Raw genomic sequence first — 21048 nt, 5'->3', positions numbered from 1 at the left:
AACCATTTGGCGGCAAAATGCCGCCGGCAACGCCAGCAGTGCGGCCTCAACGCCCACTTGGCCTTGTGAAATGCCGTGCAACCATGCAGGCAGTTGGGGGCATAGTCTTGGGCATCGCATACCGTCGTGAGATAGACGGGCTCCGCGCCATCGCTGTCATTCCCGTTTTGCTGTTCCACGCTGATGTGCCGTATTTTTCCGGCGGCTATGTCGGTGTCGACGTCTTTTTTGTCGTCAGCGGATATTTGATCACCTCGCTCATCGCGGCGGAACTCACCAGCGGTCGTTTCAGCCTCTTCGAATTTTACGAAAGGCGCGCCAGGCGTATTTTGCCGGCACTGCTGCTCGTTGTGCTTTGCTGCATTCCGTTCGCCTGGCTGTTTATGCAGCCGGCGGATTTTGCCAGCTTTGGCAAAAGTGTCTCGGCCACGGCGCTTTTCGTCTCCAACTTCCATTTCTGGAGATACAGTGGCTATTTCGATGCCTTCGCTGGCCGCTTGCCGCTGCTCCATACATGGAGCTTGGCCATTGAAGAACAGTTCTATCTCGTCTTCCCGATCGCTCTCCTTCTGATTTTCCGGTTCGGAAGGAAGGCGACAGTGGTCTCGATCGCCCTGGTCGGAATTGCCAGTTTTCTGCTCGGCGAATGGGCCTGGAGAAACGACCCTTTGGCGAATTTCTATCTGGCGCCCACGCGCGCCTGGGAATTGATGGCGGGCGCATTGTGCGCCTTCGCGCCGGAGATGACCAAACGGCGATACGGGTCGGCATTGGCGGCGATGGGGTTGGTGATGATCCTCGTGTCCGTCTTCTACTATGATCCGGCAACCCCGTTCCCTTCCGCCTATGCGTTGCTCCCGGTCGGCGGGGCGGTATTGATCATCCTGTTCGCGACGAAGGGGACGCCGACGGCCATACTTCTATCGAACCCTGTCCCGGTCGGGATCGGCCTCATCAGCTACAGTCTCTATCTGTGGCACCAGCCGCTATTCGCCTTTGCCGGGATTCTCGCTCCTGCGGAATTGAGTGGCTGGGCAATTACGGGATTGCTCGGGCTTTCATTCGTTCTGGCGGCCCTGACTTGGCGTTTCGTTGAACGGCCCTTCCGCGCCGGGGGCGCAGGCCGCCTGATGCCACAAGGAAGGTTACTCGCCCCGGCGACGCTGTCGCTGATCTTGCTTGCAGGGATCGGCACCACCATCGACCGGGCGGACGGCTTCGATTACTGGCTATCCGATCAACAGCGCGAGATCATGGCCTTCAAGGCCTATGAAAGATCCGGCCTCTATCGGGAGAGGTCATGCTTCCTGGATCTCGATCAGGGGGCGGAGGAATTCTCACCCGACTGTGCCGCCGGACAGTCCTTGATCTGGGGAGACTCGCACGCCGCGGCTCTGGCACCAGGTCTGCGCGCGAAATTGCCGGGTGGCCTCGCCCAGTTTACGGCGTCGCGCTGTCCGCCGCTCGACGCTAACGGTGATCCTCGCTGCGCGGCAATAAACCAGGCCGTCATGGCATCGCTTGAAACCGGGCACTATCAGCGGATTTTTATCCACGCCGACTGGGCGGCCCACCGTCTCGACTACAAATCCGCATTTCAGGCGACGATAGATGCCATTCGGCGGATCTCGCCGGATGCACCCATCTACATCATTGGCGGGGTGCCTCAATGGCGACCGACGCTGCCCGATCGCATGGTTGGCGCGGGTCAGGACTTGCAATTGGGGATGACCACTCGCGTCGATGCCGGTCTGCTATCGTGGCTTCGAGATTCAGACCGCCGCGTGGCCGACGCAGTGGACGGCATCGAGAATACATCGTTCCACTCTCTGCTCGATCTCCTTTGCAGCGGCGACCTATGCATCTCAGCCGCGCAACATGATGGGATCAAAGAGCCGCTGTCCTGGGACCATGCGCATCTTACCAAATCCGGTTCCATATTGGTTGCCAAGCGTCTGATGACCTCGATCAATGGAACGCCTTCCGCAAGCGATCATGTGCCGCCCGCTCTATGATACCCCGCAAAGGCCGCTGATCCCAGGCGAACCTGCGGCAGATGTAGTGGCTCGACGCCGGTCACCCAGCCTCGATTTACCTTCGGCGCACTTCACACCACCCGGACATAGCTCGTCATCCCCGATTTCTGGTGCTCGATGATATGGCAGTGCAGCAGCCAGTCGCCGATCGAAACCTCGTGATCGAAGAAGGAGCTTTCACTCGCCAACCGCGATACGCACCCGACATGGCGAAGGCCGTCTCCAACGCACATAAATGATGATATTAATAGGCGAATGGCCATGGCACAGGAAAATCTGGTGGTTTGCGGCAAATGCGGCGGGGTCAACCGCCTGCCGCCGGCACGCACCGCCGGGACGCGAAATGCGGAAACTTCGGCAGCAAGCTGTTCTCGGGCCATCCGGACGTCGACGCCCAGATTTTCGATCATCAGATCAAGCGCAGCAGCGTCCCTGCCGTCGAAGTCCGGGCGCGCTGGTGCGACCCCCGAACGATGACGGTGCCGGCCTGTCAAGCGGCAGCAAACGAACTGGAAACGGGTGTTCGCATGATCAAACTCAATTCCGATAATGAACAGGCCGTTGCAGCCAGGCCCGGCATTCGCGGCATCCCGACCCTCTTCCGCGGCGGACGTGGGGTGCCGCGCACATCCGGCGCGATGACAACGGGGCAGATCGTCAGGTGGGTTCGCAACCATCTGCCGATGGCCGCCACCTGAAGGCCGCCAGACATGGATTCGCTCATCGCCCGGCTCGGGCTCGCGCTGGCAATAGGCCTGCTTGTCGGATTGGAGCGCGGCTGGCGCGAACGGGACGCGCCCGATCACAGCCGGACGGCCGGTATTCGAACGTTCGGCATATCCGGTCTGCTCGGCGGTATTCTCGCAGCGCTGGCCGGTGCGTTCGACGCTGTTTCCGTGCTGGTCGGCGGGTTCATCGCCTTCGCCGCAATTTTCGCCTGGTACAAGGCGCGCGAGGCTGCCCATGACAAGGATTTCAGCGTTACCGCAGTCATAGCGGCCCTTGGCGTGTTCGCACTCGGCGCCCTTTCCGTCTCCGGCGATTACCGGGCCGCGGCTGCCGGAGGGGCAGCACTCGCGGCGGTCCTTGCCAGTCGCGAGATCCTGCATGGCCTTCTGAAGCGCTTGACCTGGGTCGAACTTCGTTCGGCGCTGATCCTGGCGGTGATGACCGCGATCGTTTTGCCCTTGCTGCCAAACCGGACGCTGGACCCGTGGGGCGGTTTCAATCCATGGGAGGTCTGGTTCCTCACGGTGCTGATGGCGTCGATATCGTTCGCTGGCTATGTCGCCGTTCGTGTCCTCGGAACCACGCGCGGTCTGCTCGTCAGCTCGCTCACAGGTGCAATCGTCTCGTCCACCGCCGTGACCGTGGCGCTTGCCCGCAACGCCATGTCGGCAAGCAATCCTCTGCCGCTTGCCGGCGCCGCTTCGCTGGCGGCGATGGTTTCGGTGTTGCGCGTTTGCGCCGTGGTTCTGCTCATCGAGCCAAGCGTATTCGTCACGGTCGGCATCCCCGCGATCGGCGCGGCGCTCGTCTTCGCGGCCTGCGGAGCGTTCCTTTTGGCTCGCGCCGGCGAAGATCAAAAGAGCGGCGCACTGGCACGCAATCCATTCGAACTGGTCCCGTTGCTGCTCTTCGCTTTGCTCTTTGCGGTCGTGGCGACCGCGAGCGCTGCGTTGGCTGCTCAATTCGGCGGACGCGGCCTGCTGGCGAGCTCGGCGCTTGCAGGCACGTTCGATGTCGATGTCTCGGTGCTCAGCGCGTTGCGCCTGGTCAAGCAGTCGGTCCCTGTCGAGACCGTGGGCCAGGCGGTGCTCGCGGCGCTTGCGGCAAACGCGATCGGTCGCGTCTCGCTGGCAATATTTGCCGGCCCGGTCAGGTTCTGGTTGCCGTTGGTTGTAGCGACCCTGATCGCTGCAGTCGCCGGCTACTGCGCCATGCTGCTACCGAACTTCTGACAGTGCAGGAACTACCAAGCCCCCTTTGATGCGGATCGGCTGCTGTATATGACCAACTGCGGATTGGTGCGCGCGCTCCACCAGCCTTGGCCGCCCAAGCTGTCTCAGCCCGTATTGGCGATGCTGCACTGGATCCCCTACGCTCCCCGTCACCTGAACCTGGACGCCTTTTGACTGCGCTGGCGGGCATATGCCACGCAGGCGTCTACCGTGCTGACACAGAGCGCGTCGCGATTGTTCGGCAGGTTGTTGTCGCCTGCGTAGGCAACCTCGGCAACACGGCCGTCAATCATTCGAATTTGCGTGTTGCAATAGCCGCCAGGAGCGACATTGAGAGAACCTCCAACCGCCGGGATCGCGCCCACGGCCAAAGTTGGGATCACGATGTTGAGATTGCCGCGTTGAACAACGCGCTGATAGGTCCAGATCCGGCCTGATTTATCTGCATCCGCCGTGGCAGTCGGAAACCCGGCGCACATTCGAACGTCTGCCTCGCTTAGGCCGATCATCTCTTTGCGGGCTGCCGCTGCCGTAGCATCTTCCTTCGCAACGCTCGACGTGTCGTCAGGGATCACGCAGGAAGACAAGACGGCAGTGATGGCCGACAGAAAAAGCAGGGCGAGCTTTCGCATGCGGGAAAATCTCATACCGTCTATCGGATTTTGCGCCTCGCCCCATCTTTCTCCTCGCTACTTAGGCAATCAGACAATCGAGTCAACCCATGTCAGTTCACGACATCGTTGTCCGCTGCTTGCTTGGCGTGTCTGCGGAACTGATGGATTTGAAAACCAGACTCTAAAACAAGGCAGGCGTCCACGCCCCGCCGGCGGAACTTGAAACGACGGCCGCCGCGACGAACTTCACGCCGCGTGCGCCGTCGACGACGTCGGGCACCTGGGCGACCAACGCCGGATCGACCGCGCCGCCCGAGCGATGGACGCGGATGATATCTGCGGCATCGCGGTAGAAATTGGCGAAGGCCTCGATATAGCCTTCCGGATGCGCTGCCGGCATGCGCGATACCCGCCGGCTTGCCTCGGTCGAGCCATGGCCGCCGCGCACCAGCGTGCGCGTTTCCTCGCCATATCTGGAGAAGCGCAGCTCTTCCGGCCGCGCGCCAGACCATTCGAGCCCGGCCTTGTCGCCATAGATGCGCACGGAGAGATCGTTGTAGTGGCCGGGCGATGTCTGGCTGGCCAGGATGGTGCCGCGCGCGCCGCCCGTCCAGCGCATCAGAACATGCGCATTGTCGTCGAGCCGCCGCCCTGGCACGGCGGTGAACAGGTCGGCCGAAACCGCTTCAGCCTCGCAGCCCGAGATAAAACTCGCCAGGTTGAAGGCGTGCACGCCGATGTCGGCCAGCACCGCCGATTGCCCGGCCCGCGCCGGGTCGGTGCGCCATTCCGCCTGCTTCTGGCCCTGCGCATCGATCGGCAGTGTCAGCCAGTCCTGGATATAGGCGGCATGGACGGAGACGATGCGGCCGAGTTCGCCGGCGGCCACCATTTCGCGTGCCTGCCGCACCATGGCGTAGCCGGTGTTGTTGAGCGTGACGACGAATTTGCGGTTTTTCGCCCGCGCCAGCGCCACCAGCGCTTCGGCCTCGCTGAGCGTCGTCGACAGCGGCTTGTCGCAGATGACGTCGATGCCGGCTTCGAGGAAAGCGGTGGCGATCGGCGCGTGCAGATGGTTGGGTGTCACGATGACGACGGCTTCGATGCCGTCGGGCCGCTCCGCTTCGGCACGCGCCATCGCATGATAGTCGGCGTAGCTTCGATCCTGGGCGATGCCGATCTCCGCGGCGGATGCGGCCGCGTTTTCAGGATCGGAAGACAGCGCGCCGGCGACCAACTCGATCTGGTCGTCGAGCCGCATCGCAAGCCGGTGGATGGCGCCGATGAAGGCATTGCGGCCTCCCCCGACCATGCCCAGCGTTGGCGCATCGAGCCGTCAGCGACTGCATAGACCATTTTCAAGCTCCTCCACCTATCACTTCGTCATCCTGGGGCGTAGCAAGGAGCGCAGCGACGCGGCGCAGACCCCAGGATCCATGCCGTGACATCAGAGCGATTCTACGGTGCAGAATCTTCTCTTCCGCTGCATTCCTCGACAACCGTCGCGGCATGGATCCTAGGGTCTCCGCGACGGAGCTCCGCTCCTGCTTCGCCCTAGGATGACGACGTTGGAGAGGCTTCCGCCAATCCCTACCCGAACCCCTACCGCTTTCGAACACGATTTCCAATTTTCATATTGTAAAACGATCGTATCGCGCTAGCCTGAAATTATGAGTGGGGCCAGCAAGTCATCAGGACGATCCATCGCCGACGAGGTCGCGACGAGAAAACAGGGCCGCTCGCTGGCCGCGCTCGGCTACACCAAACCGCAGACCTATGAGGAACTGCGCGCCGTGCTGTCGTCCGGCACGGTGCATTTTCCAAAGCGCCTGCGCCAGGTCGCCATCTTCCTGTGGCAGCATCCGAGTGATGTCGCGCTGGGCACCATCGCCCAGGTCGCCGAGCAGGCCGGCGTGCAGCCCTCGACACTGGTGCGCTTCGCCCAGATCTTCGGATATGCCGGATTTTCCGATTTCCAGGGTCTGTTCAAGGACCATGTCAAGGGATCCTGGCCCGAAGGGCGGGTGCGCGACGGGCAGGAACAGGAAGCCGCGGCGCCCAACGCCAATCTGCATTTTCTCAATGGCATGGTCGGCGCCTCGCAGGCCTCGCTTGGCCGCATCGACAAGGACTTCGACATCGCCAGTTTCGAGCGCATGGTCGATCTCCTGGCGACGGCCGAGCTCATTTATGTGATTGGCAGCAAACGCGCCTTTCCCGTCACCACCTATCTCTCGCTCACTCTGTCGCAGCAGGGCGTGCGCAATGTGCTGGTCGACAATGTCGGCTCCACGGCACTTGACCAGGTCGGCTGCATCGGGACGCGCGACGCGGTGCTGGCTGTCTCCTTCAGCCCCTACAATTCGATCACGCCGGATCTCGTCGCCGTTGCCTATGAACGCAAGGCGCGCATCGTCACCATCACCGACAGCACGTTTTCTCCGCTGGTCGAGCTTTCGGATACCTGGCTGGAGGTGGTCGAGCAGGATTTCGCCGGCTTCCGCTCGCTGGCCGCCTCGCTCTCCGTCGGCATGGCTTTGGTCCACGGGGTCGTCGCGCGCCGGACAGAATGACCGGACGATTGACTAACGGGAACTATCATTCCATATCTAGAAAAATAGAAACTTTGTTCCGGGAGGAGGAATGGAGCTTCGGCTTGACGACAAGGTGGTGCTGGTCACCGGCGCCACGCAAGGCATCGGCCGCGCGATCGCCGAGGAGCTTGCGCGTTGCGGCGCCGGCGGCTTGCTGATCACCGGACGCGACGAACAGCGCGGCGCGGAGGCCGCGGCTCAGCTTTCCGCCATCGGCACGCCGACCGCCTTTGTCGCCGCCGAGCTTGCCGACCTTGCTGCGCCGGCGCTGCTGGCGGAAGCCTGCGTTTCCCGCTTCGGACGCATCGACGGGCTGGTCAACGCAGCCGGGCTGACGGACCGCGCTTCCTTCCTCGATGCCGATCTCGACGATTGGGCTGCCCTTTTCGCTGTCAATGCCCGCGCCCCTTTCTTCCTGATGCAGGCGGCGATCGCCGATATGATCAAGCGCGGGCAAGGCGGCGCCATCGTCAACATCCTGTCGATCAATGCGCATTGCGGCTCGCCGGAATTGGCCGTCTATTCCGCCACCAAGGGCGCGCTCGCCACGCTGACCAGGAACGCCGCCAACGCGCACCGCTTCGACCGCATCCGCGTCAACGGCATCAATGTCGGCTGGACCGACACGCCGGCGGAACGCATCATGCAGGCACAGACGCTTGGGCTTGGCCCCGGCTGGCTCGACGCCGCGAACGCATCGCAACCCTTCGGCCGCCTGCTTGCTGCCAGCGAGGTGGCGAACCTCGCCGTCTTCCTGCTTTCCGATGCTTCAGGACCGATGACCGGCGCGCTGATCGACCAGGAGCAATGGGTCGTGGGAGCGAACCGGTGAGGGCCGCTTCCCCGCCGCTTGAAACGCTCGGCCCGGAACTGCTTAGCCGGCTTCCTTCCGCCATCCAGAAACCCTCCTACGACCGGGCGGCACTTGCGCCTGGCATGGCGCATCTCGGCGTTGGCGCCTTCCACCGCTGCCACCAGGCCGAGTACACCGACGATCTCTTGTCCCACCGCTTGGATGCCTGGGGCGTGGTCGGCATCAACATCCGTCCGCCTCGCCTCGCCGAGACCCTGGGTAGCCAAGGCGGCCTCTACACGCGCCTGATCCGGCAAGACAATCATGTCGAGCCGCGCGTCATCGGCAGCATCGCCCGGGTTGTCGACAGCCAGGACAGTGCCGCACCGGCGCTCGATGTGCTCTCCTCGCCGGAAATCGAACTGGTGACCATGACGGTGACCGAAAAAGGCTATTGCCATATTCCGTCAAGCGGCGCGCTCGATCTCGACCATCCCGATATCGTCCATGATCTCGCCAACCCGACGATGCCATGCAGCGTGCCCGGCATACTGGCGCGGGCGCTGGAGCTGCGCATGGCCTCGCACGGGCGTCCGGCGACGCTGCTCTCCTGCGATAACATCCCGACCAACGGCGTCATCCTGGAGACTGTCGTGCAGGCTCTTGCGAGCCGGCGCAACAACGGCCTGGCCGACTGGATCGCCGGCAATGTCGCCTTTCCCTCGGCCATGGTCGACCGCATTGCGCCGGCGACCACGCCGGCCGACATCGAGCTGGTGGCGCGGCGTTTCGGCTACCACGACGCCGCCGTCGTCGTTGGCGAGCCGTTCCGGCAATGGGTGATCGAGCAGAAATTCGCCGGCCGCGTGCCGCGCTGGGATCTGGTCGGCGCAAGCTTCGTCGGCGACGTCACCCCCTTCGAGCACCTCAAGATGCGGGTGCTGAACGGCGCCCAGACCACGCTGGCCACGCTCGGCGTGCTGGCCGGCCTCGAACATACATCGGATGCGATCGCCGACCCGCTGCTTGCCGATTTCGTTCGCCGCATGCTGGTCGATGAGACGCTGCCGACCCTGATGCCGGTGCCTGGCGTGGCGCCGCTGGCCTATGTCGAGCAGTGCCTCGGGCGTCTGCGCAACACCGCGATCCGCCACCGCAATCACCAGATCGCCACCGATGGGTCGCAAAAGATCGTGCAGCGCCTGCTCAACCCGATCCGCGACCGCCTGGCGAAAGGCGAGAGCATCGCGCTGCTGTCGGTGCCCGTCGCCGGCTGGATGGCCTATCTGATCCAGGCCTCGGCACGGTTCGGCAAGCGCTGGCCGGTGTCGGATCCCTATGCCGGCAAGGCCGCTGATATAGCCGAGGCAACCGGTCGTGACCCGGAAGCGCTGGTGGCCGGCATCCTTGCCATCGACACCATTTTCGACCCGGGCCTTGCCGCGAACCGCGACTTCCGCAGGGCCGTTACATCAGCGCTTGACCGGCTGCTTTCGGACGACCCGATGGCCGCCGTCAAGCGCAGTCTGGAACAAAGCGGCAGCCACAGGTTGAAGCGGCCGGCACAATCGGCATAGTAGGTTTGGTCGTGAATTCACGACCAGGGGAGGCAAAATGAAGCTTGGACTGCTCACCGCACCATTCGCGGAGACACCGCTCGGCGAGGTCGCCGATTGGTCGAGCTCGGTCGGCTTCGAGGCGCTGGAAATCGCCTGCTGGCCGAAATCCTCCGGCGCCAGCCGGCGCTATGCCGGCACCAGCCATATCGATGCGGCTTCGACCTCGCCATCCCAGGCCAGGGAGATCGTGGCCTCGCTGGCGCAGAAGAACCTGTCCGTGTCTGGCCTCGGCTATTACCCCAATCCGCTGCACCCGGATGCCACTCATCGCGAGGCGGTCATCGGCCATCTGAAGAAGGTGATCGTCCTGGCCGCCAATATGGGCGTGCCTGTCGTCAACACCTTCTGCGGCGGCGATGCTTCCAGGCCCGTCGACGTCAATTGGGAGGAAGCGCTCAAGGTCTGGCCCGCGATCGTTGCCCATGCGCGCGACCATGGCGTCAAGCTCGCCTTCGAGAACTGTCCGATGATCTTCAGCTATGACGAGTGGCCGGGCGGCCACAACATCGCCTATTCGCCGCAGGTCTGGCGCCGCATTCTCGAAGCCTGGGGCGGCGATGTCGGCATGAATTTCGATCCGTCGCATCTGGTCTGGCAGATGATCGACCAGGCCCGCTTCATCAGGGAATTCGGCCCCTACATGCTGCATGCCCACGCCAAGGACCTGATGATTGATCATGATGGATTGTATCAGCGCGGAATCCTTTCGGCTGGCATAGGCTGGCAGGTGCCGCGCATGCCGGGGCTCGGCGATGTCGACTGGAATGTCATCTTCTCCGGCCTCTACCGGGCCGGCTATGACGGACCCATCATCATCGAGCACGAGGATCGGCGGTTTGAAGGCAGCGACGACAAGGTCAGGCGGGGTTTCCTGCTCGCCCGCGACGTGCTGCGCCCCTTCGTCAAATGACGGCACAAAAGGCTTGGCCTGATCCTGTCGACAGGATCTGGCCTGAAACTGAAAAACAAAGTGGAGGAAGTCTGAAATGAAGAAATACCTGACAATGGTCCCGCTGCCCACTATTCCGCTGCTTGCCGGCGCGGCCTTCCTGGCTTCGGTGGGCGTCTCGTCTGCCGAGGGCAAATACACGATCGGCATCTCCAACACCGTGCAAGGCAATGGCTGGCGCGAGGAGATGGTCTGCGCGATGAAGGCGCAGGCGCTGGCTTCCGGCGAGGTGACGAAGCTGAACATCGCCCACCGTAACACCGACGCGGCCGGCCAGCTCGAGGACATCCGCAATTTGATCAGCGCCAAGGTCAACGCCATCGTCGTCAACCCGGCCGATCCGGCCGGTATCAAGGCAGGCCTGGAGGAAGCCACCAAGGCCGGCATCGTCGTCGTTGCCGTCGACCAGGCGGTCACCGAACCGTCGGCCTACATCATCTCCAACAATCAGGAGCAGTATGCCTATCTCGGCGCCAAATGGCTGTTCCAGCAGATGGGCGGCAAGGGCGAGGTGTTCTACATGCGCGGCGCCGCCGGCGCTTCCGCCGACTCTGACCGCGACAAGGGCTTCAAGAAGGCGCTTGCCGAATTCCCCGACGTAAAGGTCGCGCAGGAAGTGTTCACCGGCTGGCAGCAAGACCAGGCCAAGCAGCAGATGCTGTCCTTCCTCGCCACCGGAACGCCGATCAACGGCATCTGGACCTCGGGCATCGACAACGTCATCGTCGATGCGCTGGTCGAATCGCAGGCGCCGCTGGTGCCTATCGTCGGCGCCGACAATGCCGGCTTCGTCGGCCAGCTGAGCTCGGTCAAGGATCTCGTTGGCGCCGCGGTCACCAACCCCGGTTCGATCGGTGGCGCCGGCGTGACGCTGGCGCTGCAGATCCTCGACGGCAAGAAGCCGGCGCAGCAGACCGTGCTGGTCGAGCCGCAGCTCTGGGAGAACGCCACCGAGGAAGGCAAGGCCAAGCTCAAGGCCGCGGCCGATCCGTCGCTCAGCCCGGAATGGCCGGTCTCGATCTCGATCCCGGACTGGACCACCTACACCAAGGAGCAGATCGTGGCGTGTAAGGGCCCGGGCGAGTAAGGCTGCCTTGAACTGCATAGCGAGGTCGGCGAATTTGCCGTCCTCGCTATGCAGAGATTTAATAGGTTAGCGCTCTACGGCGCCCCCCTCTGTCCTGCCGGACATCAGAGGGGGGCGCCGTAGAGCGCCAGCAAAAGAGATTCTGAAACGAGAACCGCAAAATTTGACCGCCAACCCACTCCTCGACGCCACCGGCGTCGCCAAGAATTACGGCGCGGTTGCCGCGCTGCGCAACGCGTCGCTGTCCGTCCTGCCGGGCGAGGTTCACGCGCTGATGGGCGCCAATGGCGCCGGCAAGTCGACGCTGGTGAAGATCCTGACCGGCGCCATTCGCGCCGATGCCGGACGCATCCTGATCCGCGGCGAGGCCCGCGACGTGCGCTCGCCCGCCGCCGCGCGCCGCGCCGGCCTGTTGCCCGTATACCAGGAACCGTCGCTGATCCCCGATCTCGACGTGCTCTCCAATTTGCGCCTGACCGGCACGCCGGTCGAGCCGTTCCGCGCCTGGGTGCGCGAGCTCGGCATTCCCGACCTCGACATCCGCGACACCGCGCGCGACATCCCGCTGGCCGTACTGCGCGTCCTCGATCTGGCGCGTGCGCTGGCCGTCGAGCCCGACGTGCTGCTGCTCGACGAGATGACCGCCGCACTTCCCGCCAACCTTGCCGAGAAAGTGCTGGAAGTCGTGCGCCGCCAGGGCGACAGTGGCCGCGCGGTGATTTTCATTTCCCACCGCTTCGTCGAGATCTCGGCGCTGTGCGACCGCGCCACCGTGCTGCGCGACGGCGAGACGGTCGGCGTCGTCGACATCGTGCCGGGTGTGGAGGAAAAGATCGTCGAGCTGATGCTCGGCGCCCGCATTGTCAAGACCCATGTCGCCGCCCGCGGCGCCAGCCGGAACGCCGCGACCGGGCGTCCGCGCCTTGGCGTGCGCAATCTGCGCGTCGGCACCAAGCTCAACGATGTCTCCTTCGATCTCGCCGATGGCGAGGTTGCCGGCGTCGTGGCGCTCGAAGGCCAGGGCCAGGACGAGCTGTTTTCCGCCCTTGCCGGCTCGATCCGGCCATCGGGCGGAACCATCGAGGTCGATGGCCAGCCGGTGAAATTCTCTCACCCGATCGACGCCATCCGCGCCGGTCTCGCCTATGTGCCGGGCGACCGCGCCGAGGCGCTCGCCATGCAGCGGTCGGTACGCGAGAACATCGCGCTGCCCTTCAGCGCCGCCTTGCGCAACTGGGGGCCGATCAATATGCGCCAGGAGCGCGCCAGGGTGGTCAGCGCCATCGAGCGGCTGCAGATCGACACCCGCGCGCAAGGCGAGGTGCAGCGCCTGTCCGGTGGCAACCAGCAGAAGGTGACCATTGCCCGCTGGATCGCCGCCGATGCCCGCACCATCCTGTGCTTCGACCCGACGCGCGGCATCGATGTCGGCACCAAGCAGGAGATCTACAAACTGCTGCGCGAGCTCGCCGGCCACGGCAAGTCGGTGCTGTTCTACACCTCCGAGCTGGAAGAGGTGCAGCGAGTCTGCGACCGCGTCATCGTCATCTTCGGCGGCCGCGTCGTCGATATCTTTCCGGTCGAGGAGACCGACGAACCGGCGCTGATGCGCGCCGCCTACGGCCTGCCGCGCGGCGCCAAGGCCGATGTCGGCATTCTTGCCGACCCCACAGCGAATATTTCGGATTCGACCACGCCGGTGGCGGCGCCATGAGCCGTCTCTTGCGCCGCCAGGGCTGGGTCGCCGGCCTGTTCGCCCTCCTGGTGATCCTGTTCATCATCACCAAGCTGATCCAGCCCGGCTATGGCAGCGGCGATTTCGGCTCGCTCGCGCGGGCCGTGCTGCCTTACGCCTTCGCCGTCGCCGCGCAGACCGTCGTCGTCATCGCCGGCGGCATCGACCTGTCGGTCGCCGCCATGATGGCGCTGACCAGCGTCACCGCCGCCTCGATGATGAACGGCGCCTCGGAGGAATACGCGCTGTTCGTCGTTCCCTTCGTGCTGGCCATGGGTTTTGTCCTTGGCGCCGTCAACGGCATCCTCATCATCGTCACCCGCGTGCCCGACATCGTCGTCACGCTCGCCATGCTCTTCGTCCTGCAGGGCGCGGCCCTGCTGGTGCTCGATGCGCCCGGCGGCGCCGTCGCCGAATGGCTGAAGGGCCTCATATCGGGCACCGTGCCGATACCCGGCCTGCCCGATGCCATCGACGCCTGGCTGCCGAAGGCGCTGCTGGTGCTGATCATTTGCCTGTGCATCATCTGGATCCCGCTCAGACGCTCAAAGCTCGGCCTCTCCATCTACGCCATCGGCTCGAGCGAATTGGCGGCGTTCCGCAGCGGCGTGCCGGTCGCGCGCACCCGCATCATCGCCTATGCGCTGTCCGGCCTGTTTGCCGCTTTCGGCGGGCTGGCGCTGACCATGAGCACCGGCATCGGCGCGCCCATCCCCGGCCCCTATCTGCTCGCCAGCGTCGCCGCCGTGGTGCTGGGCGGCGTGGCGCTCGGCGGCGGCAAGGGCGGCTTGCTCGGGCCCATCGTCGCCGTCTTCGTTCTGCGGCTGGTGCGCACCGACCTGACGCTGCTCGCCATCGACCCCAACGTCACCGCCATCATCGAGGGCGCCATCATGGTCGCCGTGGTGATGTTCGGCGCGTTTATTACGATGCGGGGGCGGCAATGATGAGTGGCGCGCATCGGCATGAAGTCGGCGTTCCTTCGCGCCCCCCTCTGTCCTGCCGGACATCTCCCCCTCTAGGGGGGAGATCGGACGGCACCACCGATTTCGCCACTTTCCAACGTTGCAGGAAGAACGCCGGCGCCAAAGCCGCCAATCTCCCCCCTAGAGGGGGAGATGTCCGGCAGGACAGAGGGGGGCGCCGTAGAGCGCCATCTCCAACCGACAATCACATCAACATCGCGCCACCCCAATCGCGAGCCACCCCATGAGTATATCAGCGATCCAACCCGTCCCCTTCGGCCGTCGCCTGAAACGCTTCATGGCCGACCGGCCGCTAATCCCGCTGATCATCCTGCTCGTCATCCTGGTGGTGATCCTGCAGGTCCTGCGCCCCGGCATCGTCAACGAGCGCTGGATCGCCAATACCATCAAATTTGCCATACCGCTGGCGATCCTCGCCGGCTGCCAGACCATGACCATGCTGACCGGCGGCATCGACCTCTCGGTCGGCACGGTGGCGACGATGAGCGCCTTCATCATGGCAACGCAAGTCGTCAACCAGGACCCGGCGGTGGCCTTCCTGCTGGCGATGATGCCGGCGGTGCTGATCGGCCTGGTCAACGGCATCGGCGTCGGCGTCTTCCGCGTCCATCCGCTGATCATGACGCTGGGCACCAGCCTGATCGGCACCGGCTGCCTGCAGGTCTACCAGCGCACGGTGATCGCCTCGGGCGCCAAGATCCCCGACTTCCTCGCCTGGCTCGGCACCGGCGTGACCTATGGCTTCCCCAACGCCCTGCTTCTGTTCGTGCCGCTGGCCGCCCTCATCGTCTTCACGCTCAGCCGCACCGGCTTCGGCCGCCTGCTCTACGCCGTCGGCGACAGTGAGCGCGCGACGCGCCTGTCCGGCGTGCAATACTGGCAGGTGATCACCGCGCTCTACGTCATCTCCAGCGTGCTCGCCGGCGTCACCGGCCTGCTCTATATCGGCCTGATCAAGGCGCCGTCACTGTCGCTCGCCGAACCGCTGGTGCTGCCTTCGGTGGCGGCGGCCGTGATCGGCGGGACCTCGATCTTCGGCGGGCGCGGCGGCTACACCGGCACCATCATCGGCGCGCTCATCCTCACCGTGCTGACCACGCTGCTGACCATCCTGCAAATGCCGGAGGGCGCGCGGCGGATACTGTTTGGCCTGATCGTGCTGTTTGTCACGGCGGCGTATTTGCGGATTGTGGAGGAGAGGTAGGGGGTGGTGCTATAGCTAGCGAGGCCCAGGGCAAACTTCCGAGTGAGCGCTCGTCGGCCGTGCCATCATGAAGCACGAGAAGTTGGGTGGGTTCCGATACGAACCAGGCGAATGACCCCCAGGCGAGTTGGGCGACAGTCTTCTTGAAGCCGGCAGATTGGCGATCCTGATAGGCTGTGAGGAACGCAATCTGTTTTCGGTCAAAACCAGCCGCATCCGTGACAGCATGGATGGCATCGCGTCGGCGATCCGTGATCGCGCCATCAGTCGCCACGACTTCAACGAACAGGATCAAGGGTTCCTTGTGGCCGAGATCGGCGAGGATGATGTCGGGCAGGTTCTTGTCAGCCTCGATCTTGAGACCGATCGCACTGGCAATGGCGTCATCGCGAATGACCACCTTGTTGCCGCTCTCGCTCAGCCATAGCATGGCGGGAGCGGCCAGGAATCGCTTGGCGAACACCTCAATGACGGCTTGTGCAATGATCGAACTCGGCCCTGGCGCAAGCAGCCTCGTTTCGCCATTCGGAAAGGTGACTCGAATGCCGGTAGCGTTGGCGGCGGCACCAGCGCGCATGATGGTCACGCGGGCCAGCGCGCCCTTGCTGAGGTGCGTTTCCTGGAAGTTCGCGATAGCGACTTCCAGCGCTTCGCCTTCCAGCGTCGGATCAAACAGTGTGGAAAAGTCCGCTTTCAGCGCATAGCGAGGTTGACTTGAAGTTGTCGGCAAATCCTCGCGACGCAGGACGGCGCCGATCGCCACCAAGCCGTCTCGCAGCGTCTCGTCACGAATGGGCTCGCGCGTATTGTCTGCATACCAGCGTGATCCCGCAACGATGCCGTTCTTCCGCAAGACGGCGGCGGTGTAGGCATCTCGATCGGCATCGTCCGCCAGCGCTGCCTGCTCGCGGGTCATGCGATAGACATGGACCGGGCCAAGAAATCGCCCTGAACCTTCGACCGCGCCGATATAGATTGCGGCAAACACGGTGCTGGCAGCAAGTTCCCGTATGCAATAGATGCAGTTCGGTGTGCCTTCAGGAAAAATCAGCGGCAGTCGTTCGGCGATGAGGTCGCGTGTCGCAAAGGGCGGCCGCGCTGTCATGTAAACTCACCGTAGAGGCGGTCGCATTCCACCTGGATCCGCTCCCGTGTTGCTCGCGCTGTAACAAGCTTCGTCAGCGCCTTGGTGCACTCGGGCGAAGGCAAGGGGAGCGCTTCGAGCTCGAAGGCTGAGACGGCGACGCTGCCGCTGATACAGCGAAAAAGATCGTCGACGACACGGCTGTTCAACAGAGCCGCGAGGACTGCCGCCGGCACTTTGGTGCTGCCGATCGCGCGGACCATGTTGAGATGGTTTTCGACAACGACGCCGCCATATGTATCGATGAACTCTTCCGGAAGCTCAGCGGCGATCAGGCGGCGGGCCTGCTCCTTGGCAGTCGTGCGCTGAACGAGAACGCAGGGCTCCTCGACAAGCAGCCAGTCATCGCCAACCTCCAGTTTGAAATAGGGAGCGTGGTTCTTCTTGTAAGCGCGATAAGTGAATTGACCGTCAAAGGTAACAGATTCCGCCCAGATTAATGGATGAACGCCCTCGCCGCCGGCGCGATCGCGCAATTGATCCTTGAAGCGGTTCCAAACGAGCGGGCCGGTCGAGACCTCGTAGCCCCAATCGGCAAGGCGATGCATCATCGTTTCGGCCCGAGCGATAAGTCGGCTGTGCTCGGGTGTGCGCGGAGCGAGCCAGGGTGCGGTGCGATCGGATGGCAAGCCTATCGTGCCATTGCGGGTAACCTTGGCCTCGGTTTCCGACGCGACGGTCAAATAGTGTATCTGCGCGCGCTGCGGTTGAGCGCCGCGCTTGTAGACGGCAAGCAGCGTCTCCTGCAGTACATCCTCGAAAACGCCGCGCCGCGCATGCACGAAGTCGATCGCGACGGGTGGTGCCTCCCTGGCGAGAAGGCTGCGCAGCGCAGAATAGTAATGGCCACCAAGAAAGCTTGTCGGCGTAAGAAAGGCGACTAGGCCGCCGCGTTTTGTCCAGCGCAGCGCAGCATCGGTGAAAACGCCATAGAGATTGGCGTGACCGTAAAGGCTGCGCGCATAGCGCTCTCGCAGTTCGGGTAGCAGCGAGACACGCCCGTAGGGCGGATTGCCGACGACGAGATCGAAGACCGGCTCCGGCTCGGCTTCAAGCGTACTGCAGGCCGTCACAATGGTAGGGGCAGCACGGCCAGCCTTGGTCGCAACCTCGGCAAGAGCGATCTCCAGCGCACCCTGGGCGAGCATGGCCGCGTGAGGGTCGAGCTCGAAACCAGCAAGCCTTGTGCCGACATGGCTGAGCGCGAAAGCAGGCTCGCACTCGCCGAGCGCGGCGATCATGCGATGTGCGGCATGAAACAGAAATGTCCCACCGCCGGCAGCGGGATCAAGAACCCGCGCAGTACGCCAATCGAGGCCTTCTTCTTCAGCCTGATCGAGAAGGCGATTGACCAAGGCCGGCGGCGTGTAGAAGGCACCGCGTTCGCCACGCTCCTTCGTTGGCAACAGGATCGGATAAAGGCTGGTCACGAGATGGAGAGCTTCAAGAATAGGCAGCCGTCCGGCAGTTTCTCCGATGGTGTTTGCAAGCGCGGATGCGGGCTCGTCCAACTGCTCCGTGTCGAAGGCGAGCGAGGGGCACAATGCTGGGGAAACGCCGATGGACCTGGACAAAGCTTCCAGGGCGTGGCGGGTCAGTGAAACTGCATAGGTCTCGCGATCGCATTCGTCGATCGTCTCGGACCAGGCGCGCGCCAGAAGTCGCGCTTTCGACAGTTCTCCGCGCGCGAATCTCAGTGTGCATCCGTCCACCACGGACGGCGACGTCGCACGCAACTCCGACAAGCGAATCTGTGAAACTTCTCCCATCCGGTCGACCGTAGCCTGCTAAACCCGTCTACGCGATAGCCTATCACATGTTCTTGTTATGTTCCATGTGGAAGTCGTAGCGAACGCGCCCTTGTGGCAACTACTGGCGCGTTAGGCGCACCGCCTCGATCACCGCGACGTCGATCTTCGTCGTGTCCATCATCGCGTCGAACGCGCGCGTCTCTGTCAGCGTGCGCGGCTTGCAAGTAACCACCCTCGAAGTCTGGGCGCATTTTCCACTCAGGGAAAGAATCTCCGCGCCCGTCGAGGGGCACAAGGCCACCGGGCCTCATCCCCTTTCAAAACGAGATGCACGACCCACCGACGCGAGCTATATTACCCCCTCGGGCTAACGTCATCGAAGGGGGCATGACATGCAGGCAGTGCCGATAGCGCATCCAGCAGCGCAACCAGCTGTCGTGCCATATCCTCCATGACCGGCTATCCGGCCGCCGTGCTGTGCTGGCTGCTTTCGGCTGGTGTCTATATCGCGGCCAAATGGGTGGCGCCTGAAATGCCGCCCTGGGGGCTCTGTTTCTGGCGGCTGGCGCTGGCTTGCGCCATCCTGCTGCCGATCGTGCACCGTCATCACGAGGCGATGATCGGGCTTTTGCGGACGCGCGCCCTGGAGGTCGTCGCCGTGGGGGCGATCGGCCTGACGCTGTGCCAGGGCATGATCTACCATGGCCTCAACGACACCGACGCCACCACGGCCGGCATCATCATGGCGCTGTCGCCTGTGATGACGATGGTGCTTGCCCGTTTCGTGCTTGGCGAGCCGCTCGGGCTGTGGAAGTCGCTTGGCGCGGTTGTTGCGCTCGCCGGGATGGTTTTCATCGTCGCGCGCGGGGACCTGACGGCGCTGCTGCAACTCAAGTTCAACGCCGGCGAGTTGTGGATCGTCGGCAGCGCGTTCTGCTGGGGCCTGTACACTGTTCTGTTGCGCCGCGCCAAATTCGGCATCGAACTCCTGCCGATGGTCGTGCTGCTGCTCGGCGCCGGCGCGCTGGTCGCCCTGCCGTTCCATCTATGGGAATTGTTCAACGACGAACGCTCCACCATGGACGTCGACAGCGTGCTCGCGCTCGCCTATCTGGCCGGCCCCGGCGGCGCCTTGATGTACTATCTCTACAACAAAAGCGTGGAAACGCTTGGCGCGAGCCGGGCGAGCATGCTGCTCTATCTGCAGACGGTGTTCGTCGCCATACTCGCCTATCTGCTGCTCGGAGAGGGCTTGCACGACTACGATCTGGTCGGGGCGGCCTTCATCGTCGCCGGTATCGTGCTCGCCACCGTGGTCAAACCCAGGCCGGCTCAACCACGCGTGGCGTAGAAATCCTGACGGCGAGGAATTGGCCCGGAGCTTGTGGAAAGAAGATTTTTGTATAACTCTCCACAATACTTTGGGGGTTCGGGATGAGAATTGCGGTAGTCGTCGCCTTGGCCGCGACATTGGCTGGATGCGTGACCTCTCCGGTCGTCTACGAAGCGTCGCTTTCGCAGCAAGACCCGAAATGGCTGTCGCCGGAATGCCAGCAAGCCCGCATGGCGGCTTCGGACTACGACGCACGCGAAAAAGAGCACCCGGGGTGGGGCTTCGGCGTCTTGCTTGGCCCGTACTCGTTAGGGCTGGTGGCAGCCATCAAGGAGCATGAGCAGAAGCAGCGAAAGCTGTTCGCCCGCGAGATGCACTTGCAGTGCTCAGGCCTGCCACTGCCAAAGGAGTTGGAGGGCGATCCCCAGGACGCCCGTGCAAATCAGACGAAATATCCCTAGGCACCACGACCCGCCTTCCTTCGCCGACGAGGGGAAAGCCGGCTTCCGGCGCTAAGCGGACATGGCGCGTCAGCCGCGCCGTGCCGCGTCGATCGCGGCGACGTCGATCTTCTTCATCTCCATCATCGCATCGAAGGCGCGCTTGGCTTCGTCGCCGCCGGCCGCCATCGCCTCGGTCAGCGTGCGCGGCGTGATTTGCCAGGACAGGTCCCATTTGTCCTTGCACCAGCCGCAGGCGCTCTCCTGGCCGCCATTGTCGACGATGGCATTCCAGTAGCGGTCGGTTTCCTCTTGATCGTCGGTGGCGATCTGGAACGAGAAGGCCTCGCTCTGCTTGAACGCCGGACCGCCGTTGAGGCCGAGACAGGGAACGCCGGCAACGGTGAACTCGACCGTCAACACGTCGCCCTTCTTGCCCGACGGATAGTCGCTGGGGGCACGATGGATGGCACTCACCGCGCTGTCGGGAAAGGTCTCGGCATAGAAGCGGGCCGCGGCCTCCGCATCCTTGTCGTACCAGAGGCAAATCGTATTCTTCGGAATTGGCATTGCATGGTCCTTTCCGTTGAAAGCCAGATTTTCGTCTCGCGTGCCCTTTTCCGAAATAGGTCGCCGACTGCTTTTCTCCACCCTGGTCGCGGGGATTCACATATTGATTCTTGCGAAGAGGACCCCCACCCTAACCCTCCCCACAAGGGGAGGGAACGCTGCCGCGCGCCTTACTTCCTCTTTGGCGCCGAAAAGGCAGGCAATTTTCCGAGGTCAGCGCCAACGGAAGTCT

18 protein-coding genes and 1 pseudogene are annotated in these 21048 nt (G+C 63.6%); 13 read left to right on the top strand and 6 right to left on the bottom strand.

What is annotated here, in order from left to right:
• Nucleotides 1-107 precede the first annotated feature (107 nt).
• The gene (locus tag MESS2_RS30175; protein WP_008873595.1) at nucleotides 108-2015 is read left to right on the top strand and encodes an acyltransferase family protein; all 1908 of its coding nucleotides are present in this window, start codon (nucleotides 108-110) and stop codon (nucleotides 2013-2015) included.
• A 92-nt stretch (nucleotides 2016-2107) separates the two neighbouring features.
• Here MESS2_RS30175 and MESS2_RS33930 read toward each other — a convergent pair.
• Nucleotides 2108-2182 (bottom strand): annotated as a pseudogene (locus tag MESS2_RS33930) (multicopper oxidase domain-containing protein); the annotation flags it as partial.
• 147 nt (nucleotides 2183-2329) lie between these two features.
• Here MESS2_RS33930 and MESS2_RS07645 point away from each other — a divergent pair.
• Nucleotides 2330-2734 carry a thioredoxin family protein gene (locus MESS2_RS07645; RefSeq protein WP_008873593.1) on the top strand — a complete coding sequence of 135 codons (405 nt, stop codon included), beginning with the start codon at nucleotides 2330-2332 and terminating at the stop codon, nucleotides 2732-2734.
• A 12-nt stretch (nucleotides 2735-2746) separates the two neighbouring features.
• Nucleotides 2747-3997 (top strand): MgtC/SapB family protein, encoded by a 1251-nt coding sequence (locus tag MESS2_RS07640; RefSeq protein WP_008873592.1) that lies wholly within the window; start codon nucleotides 2747-2749, stop codon nucleotides 3995-3997.
• A 149-nt stretch (nucleotides 3998-4146) separates the two neighbouring features.
• Here MESS2_RS07640 and MESS2_RS07635 read toward each other — a convergent pair whose 3' ends face one another.
• Both MESS2_RS07635 and MESS2_RS07630 read right to left on the bottom strand, forming a co-directional pair.
• A complete protein-coding gene (locus MESS2_RS07635; protein ID WP_008873590.1) occupies nucleotides 4147-4629 on the bottom strand; it encodes a hypothetical protein in 483 nt (160 codons plus the stop codon).
• 163 nt (nucleotides 4630-4792) lie between these two features.
• Complete coding sequence (locus tag MESS2_RS07630; protein WP_008873589.1) at nucleotides 4793-5923, bottom strand: Gfo/Idh/MocA family protein; 1131 nt, start codon at nucleotides 5921-5923, stop codon at nucleotides 4793-4795.
• A 358-nt stretch (nucleotides 5924-6281) separates the two neighbouring features.
• Between MESS2_RS07630 and MESS2_RS07625 the strand changes: the two genes are divergently transcribed.
• The 8 genes from MESS2_RS07625 to MESS2_RS07590 all read left to right on the top strand — a co-directional run bounded on the left by MESS2_RS07625 (nucleotide 6282) and on the right by MESS2_RS07590 (nucleotide 15578).
• Nucleotides 6282-7184, top strand: a complete 903-nt coding sequence (locus MESS2_RS07625; RefSeq protein ID WP_008873588.1) for a MurR/RpiR family transcriptional regulator — start codon at nucleotides 6282-6284, stop codon at nucleotides 7182-7184.
• Nucleotides 7185-7254: 70 nt separating this feature from the next.
• Nucleotides 7255-8037, top strand: a complete 783-nt coding sequence (locus MESS2_RS07620; protein ID WP_008873586.1) for an SDR family oxidoreductase — start codon at nucleotides 7255-7257, stop codon at nucleotides 8035-8037.
• Nucleotides 8034-9575: a mannitol dehydrogenase family protein gene (locus MESS2_RS07615; protein ID WP_008873585.1), complete on the top strand. Its 1542-nt coding sequence runs from the start codon at nucleotides 8034-8036 to the stop codon at nucleotides 9573-9575. The genes MESS2_RS07620 and MESS2_RS07615 overlap by 4 nt, the downstream gene beginning before the upstream one ends.
• Before the next feature lie 37 nt (nucleotides 9576-9612).
• Complete coding sequence (locus tag MESS2_RS07610) at nucleotides 9613-10527, top strand: sugar phosphate isomerase/epimerase family protein (RefSeq protein WP_008873584.1); 915 nt, start codon at nucleotides 9613-9615, stop codon at nucleotides 10525-10527.
• 76 nt (nucleotides 10528-10603) lie between these two features.
• Nucleotides 10604-11653, top strand: coding sequence for an ABC transporter substrate-binding protein (locus MESS2_RS07605; protein ID WP_008873583.1), 1050 nt, complete (start codon nucleotides 10604-10606; stop codon nucleotides 11651-11653).
• A 163-nt stretch (nucleotides 11654-11816) separates the two neighbouring features.
• Entirely contained in the window at nucleotides 11817-13367 is a 1551-nt protein-coding gene (locus MESS2_RS07600; protein ID WP_008873582.1) for a sugar ABC transporter ATP-binding protein, read from the top strand.
• Nucleotides 13364-14335, top strand: a complete 972-nt coding sequence (locus tag MESS2_RS07595) for an ABC transporter permease (RefSeq protein WP_008873581.1) — start codon at nucleotides 13364-13366, stop codon at nucleotides 14333-14335. The genes MESS2_RS07600 and MESS2_RS07595 overlap by 4 nt, the downstream gene beginning before the upstream one ends.
• A 262-nt stretch (nucleotides 14336-14597) precedes the next feature.
• Nucleotides 14598-15578: an ABC transporter permease gene (locus MESS2_RS07590; protein ID WP_040592463.1), complete on the top strand. Its 981-nt coding sequence runs from the start codon at nucleotides 14598-14600 to the stop codon at nucleotides 15576-15578.
• Here the strand turns inward: MESS2_RS07590 and MESS2_RS07585 are convergent.
• Together MESS2_RS07585 and MESS2_RS07580 are read right to left on the bottom strand one after the other, a co-directional pair.
• A complete protein-coding gene (locus MESS2_RS07585; RefSeq protein WP_008873578.1) occupies nucleotides 15541-16683 on the bottom strand; it encodes a BsuBI/PstI family type II restriction endonuclease in 1143 nt (380 codons plus the stop codon). The genes MESS2_RS07590 and MESS2_RS07585 overlap by 38 nt on opposite strands.
• Nucleotides 16680-18152, bottom strand: coding sequence for an HsdM family class I SAM-dependent methyltransferase (locus MESS2_RS07580; RefSeq protein WP_244439907.1), 1473 nt, complete (start codon nucleotides 18150-18152; stop codon nucleotides 16680-16682). Before MESS2_RS07580 ends, MESS2_RS07585 begins: the two co-directional genes overlap by 4 nt.
• Before the next feature lie 772 nt (nucleotides 18153-18924).
• Between MESS2_RS07580 and MESS2_RS07575 the strand changes: the two genes are divergently transcribed.
• Both MESS2_RS07575 and MESS2_RS07570 read left to right on the top strand, forming a co-directional pair.
• The gene (locus MESS2_RS07575) at nucleotides 18925-19824 is read left to right on the top strand and encodes a DMT family transporter (RefSeq protein WP_008873575.1); all 900 of its coding nucleotides are present in this window, start codon (nucleotides 18925-18927) and stop codon (nucleotides 19822-19824) included.
• Between the two features lie 83 nt (nucleotides 19825-19907).
• Nucleotides 19908-20267: a hypothetical protein gene (locus MESS2_RS07570; protein WP_008873574.1), complete on the top strand. Its 360-nt coding sequence runs from the start codon at nucleotides 19908-19910 to the stop codon at nucleotides 20265-20267.
• A gap of 69 nt (nucleotides 20268-20336) precedes the next feature.
• Here the strand turns inward: MESS2_RS07570 and MESS2_RS07565 are convergent, their stop codons facing one another.
• Complete coding sequence (locus tag MESS2_RS07565) at nucleotides 20337-20816, bottom strand: VOC family protein (RefSeq protein WP_008873573.1); 480 nt, start codon at nucleotides 20814-20816, stop codon at nucleotides 20337-20339.
• Nucleotides 20817-21048 lie beyond the last annotated feature (232 nt).

Source organism: Mesorhizobium metallidurans STM 2683, assembly GCF_000350085.1.
Taxonomy (GTDB): domain Bacteria; phylum Pseudomonadota; class Alphaproteobacteria; order Rhizobiales; family Rhizobiaceae; genus Mesorhizobium; species Mesorhizobium metallidurans.
This window is presented reverse-complemented; position numbering and strand designations above follow the sequence as displayed.

Bases quoted from the DNA above. Each gene is read 5' to 3' on its own strand.
- MESS2_RS07645 (WP_008873593.1), top strand. From the start codon at position 2,330: ATGCGGCGGGGTCAACCGCCTGCCGCCGGCACGCACCGCCGGGACGCG.
- MESS2_RS07640 (WP_008873592.1), top strand. From the start codon at position 2,747: ATGGATTCGCTCATCGCCCGGCTCGGGCTCGCGCTGGCAATAGGCCTG.
- MESS2_RS07635 (WP_008873590.1), bottom strand. From the start codon at position 4,629: ATGCGAAAGCTCGCCCTGCTTTTTCTGTCGGCCATCACTGCCGTCTTG.
- MESS2_RS07630 (WP_008873589.1), bottom strand. From the start codon at position 5,923: ATGGTCGGGGGAGGCCGCAATGCCTTCATCGGCGCCATCCACCGGCTT.
- MESS2_RS07625 (WP_008873588.1), top strand. From the start codon at position 6,282: ATGAGTGGGGCCAGCAAGTCATCAGGACGATCCATCGCCGACGAGGTC.
- MESS2_RS07620 (WP_008873586.1), top strand. From the start codon at position 7,255: ATGGAGCTTCGGCTTGACGACAAGGTGGTGCTGGTCACCGGCGCCACG.
- MESS2_RS07610 (WP_008873584.1), top strand. From the start codon at position 9,613: ATGAAGCTTGGACTGCTCACCGCACCATTCGCGGAGACACCGCTCGGC.
- MESS2_RS07605 (WP_008873583.1), top strand. From the start codon at position 10,604: ATGAAGAAATACCTGACAATGGTCCCGCTGCCCACTATTCCGCTGCTT.
- MESS2_RS07595 (WP_008873581.1), top strand. From the start codon at position 13,364: ATGAGCCGTCTCTTGCGCCGCCAGGGCTGGGTCGCCGGCCTGTTCGCC.
- MESS2_RS07590 (WP_040592463.1), top strand. From the start codon at position 14,598: ATGAGTATATCAGCGATCCAACCCGTCCCCTTCGGCCGTCGCCTGAAA.
- MESS2_RS07585 (WP_008873578.1), bottom strand. From the start codon at position 16,683: ATGACAGCGCGGCCGCCCTTTGCGACACGCGACCTCATCGCCGAACGA.
- MESS2_RS07575 (WP_008873575.1), top strand. From the start codon at position 18,925: ATGACCGGCTATCCGGCCGCCGTGCTGTGCTGGCTGCTTTCGGCTGGT.
- MESS2_RS07570 (WP_008873574.1), top strand. From the start codon at position 19,908: ATGAGAATTGCGGTAGTCGTCGCCTTGGCCGCGACATTGGCTGGATGC.
- MESS2_RS07565 (WP_008873573.1), bottom strand. From the start codon at position 20,816: ATGCCAATTCCGAAGAATACGATTTGCCTCTGGTACGACAAGGATGCG.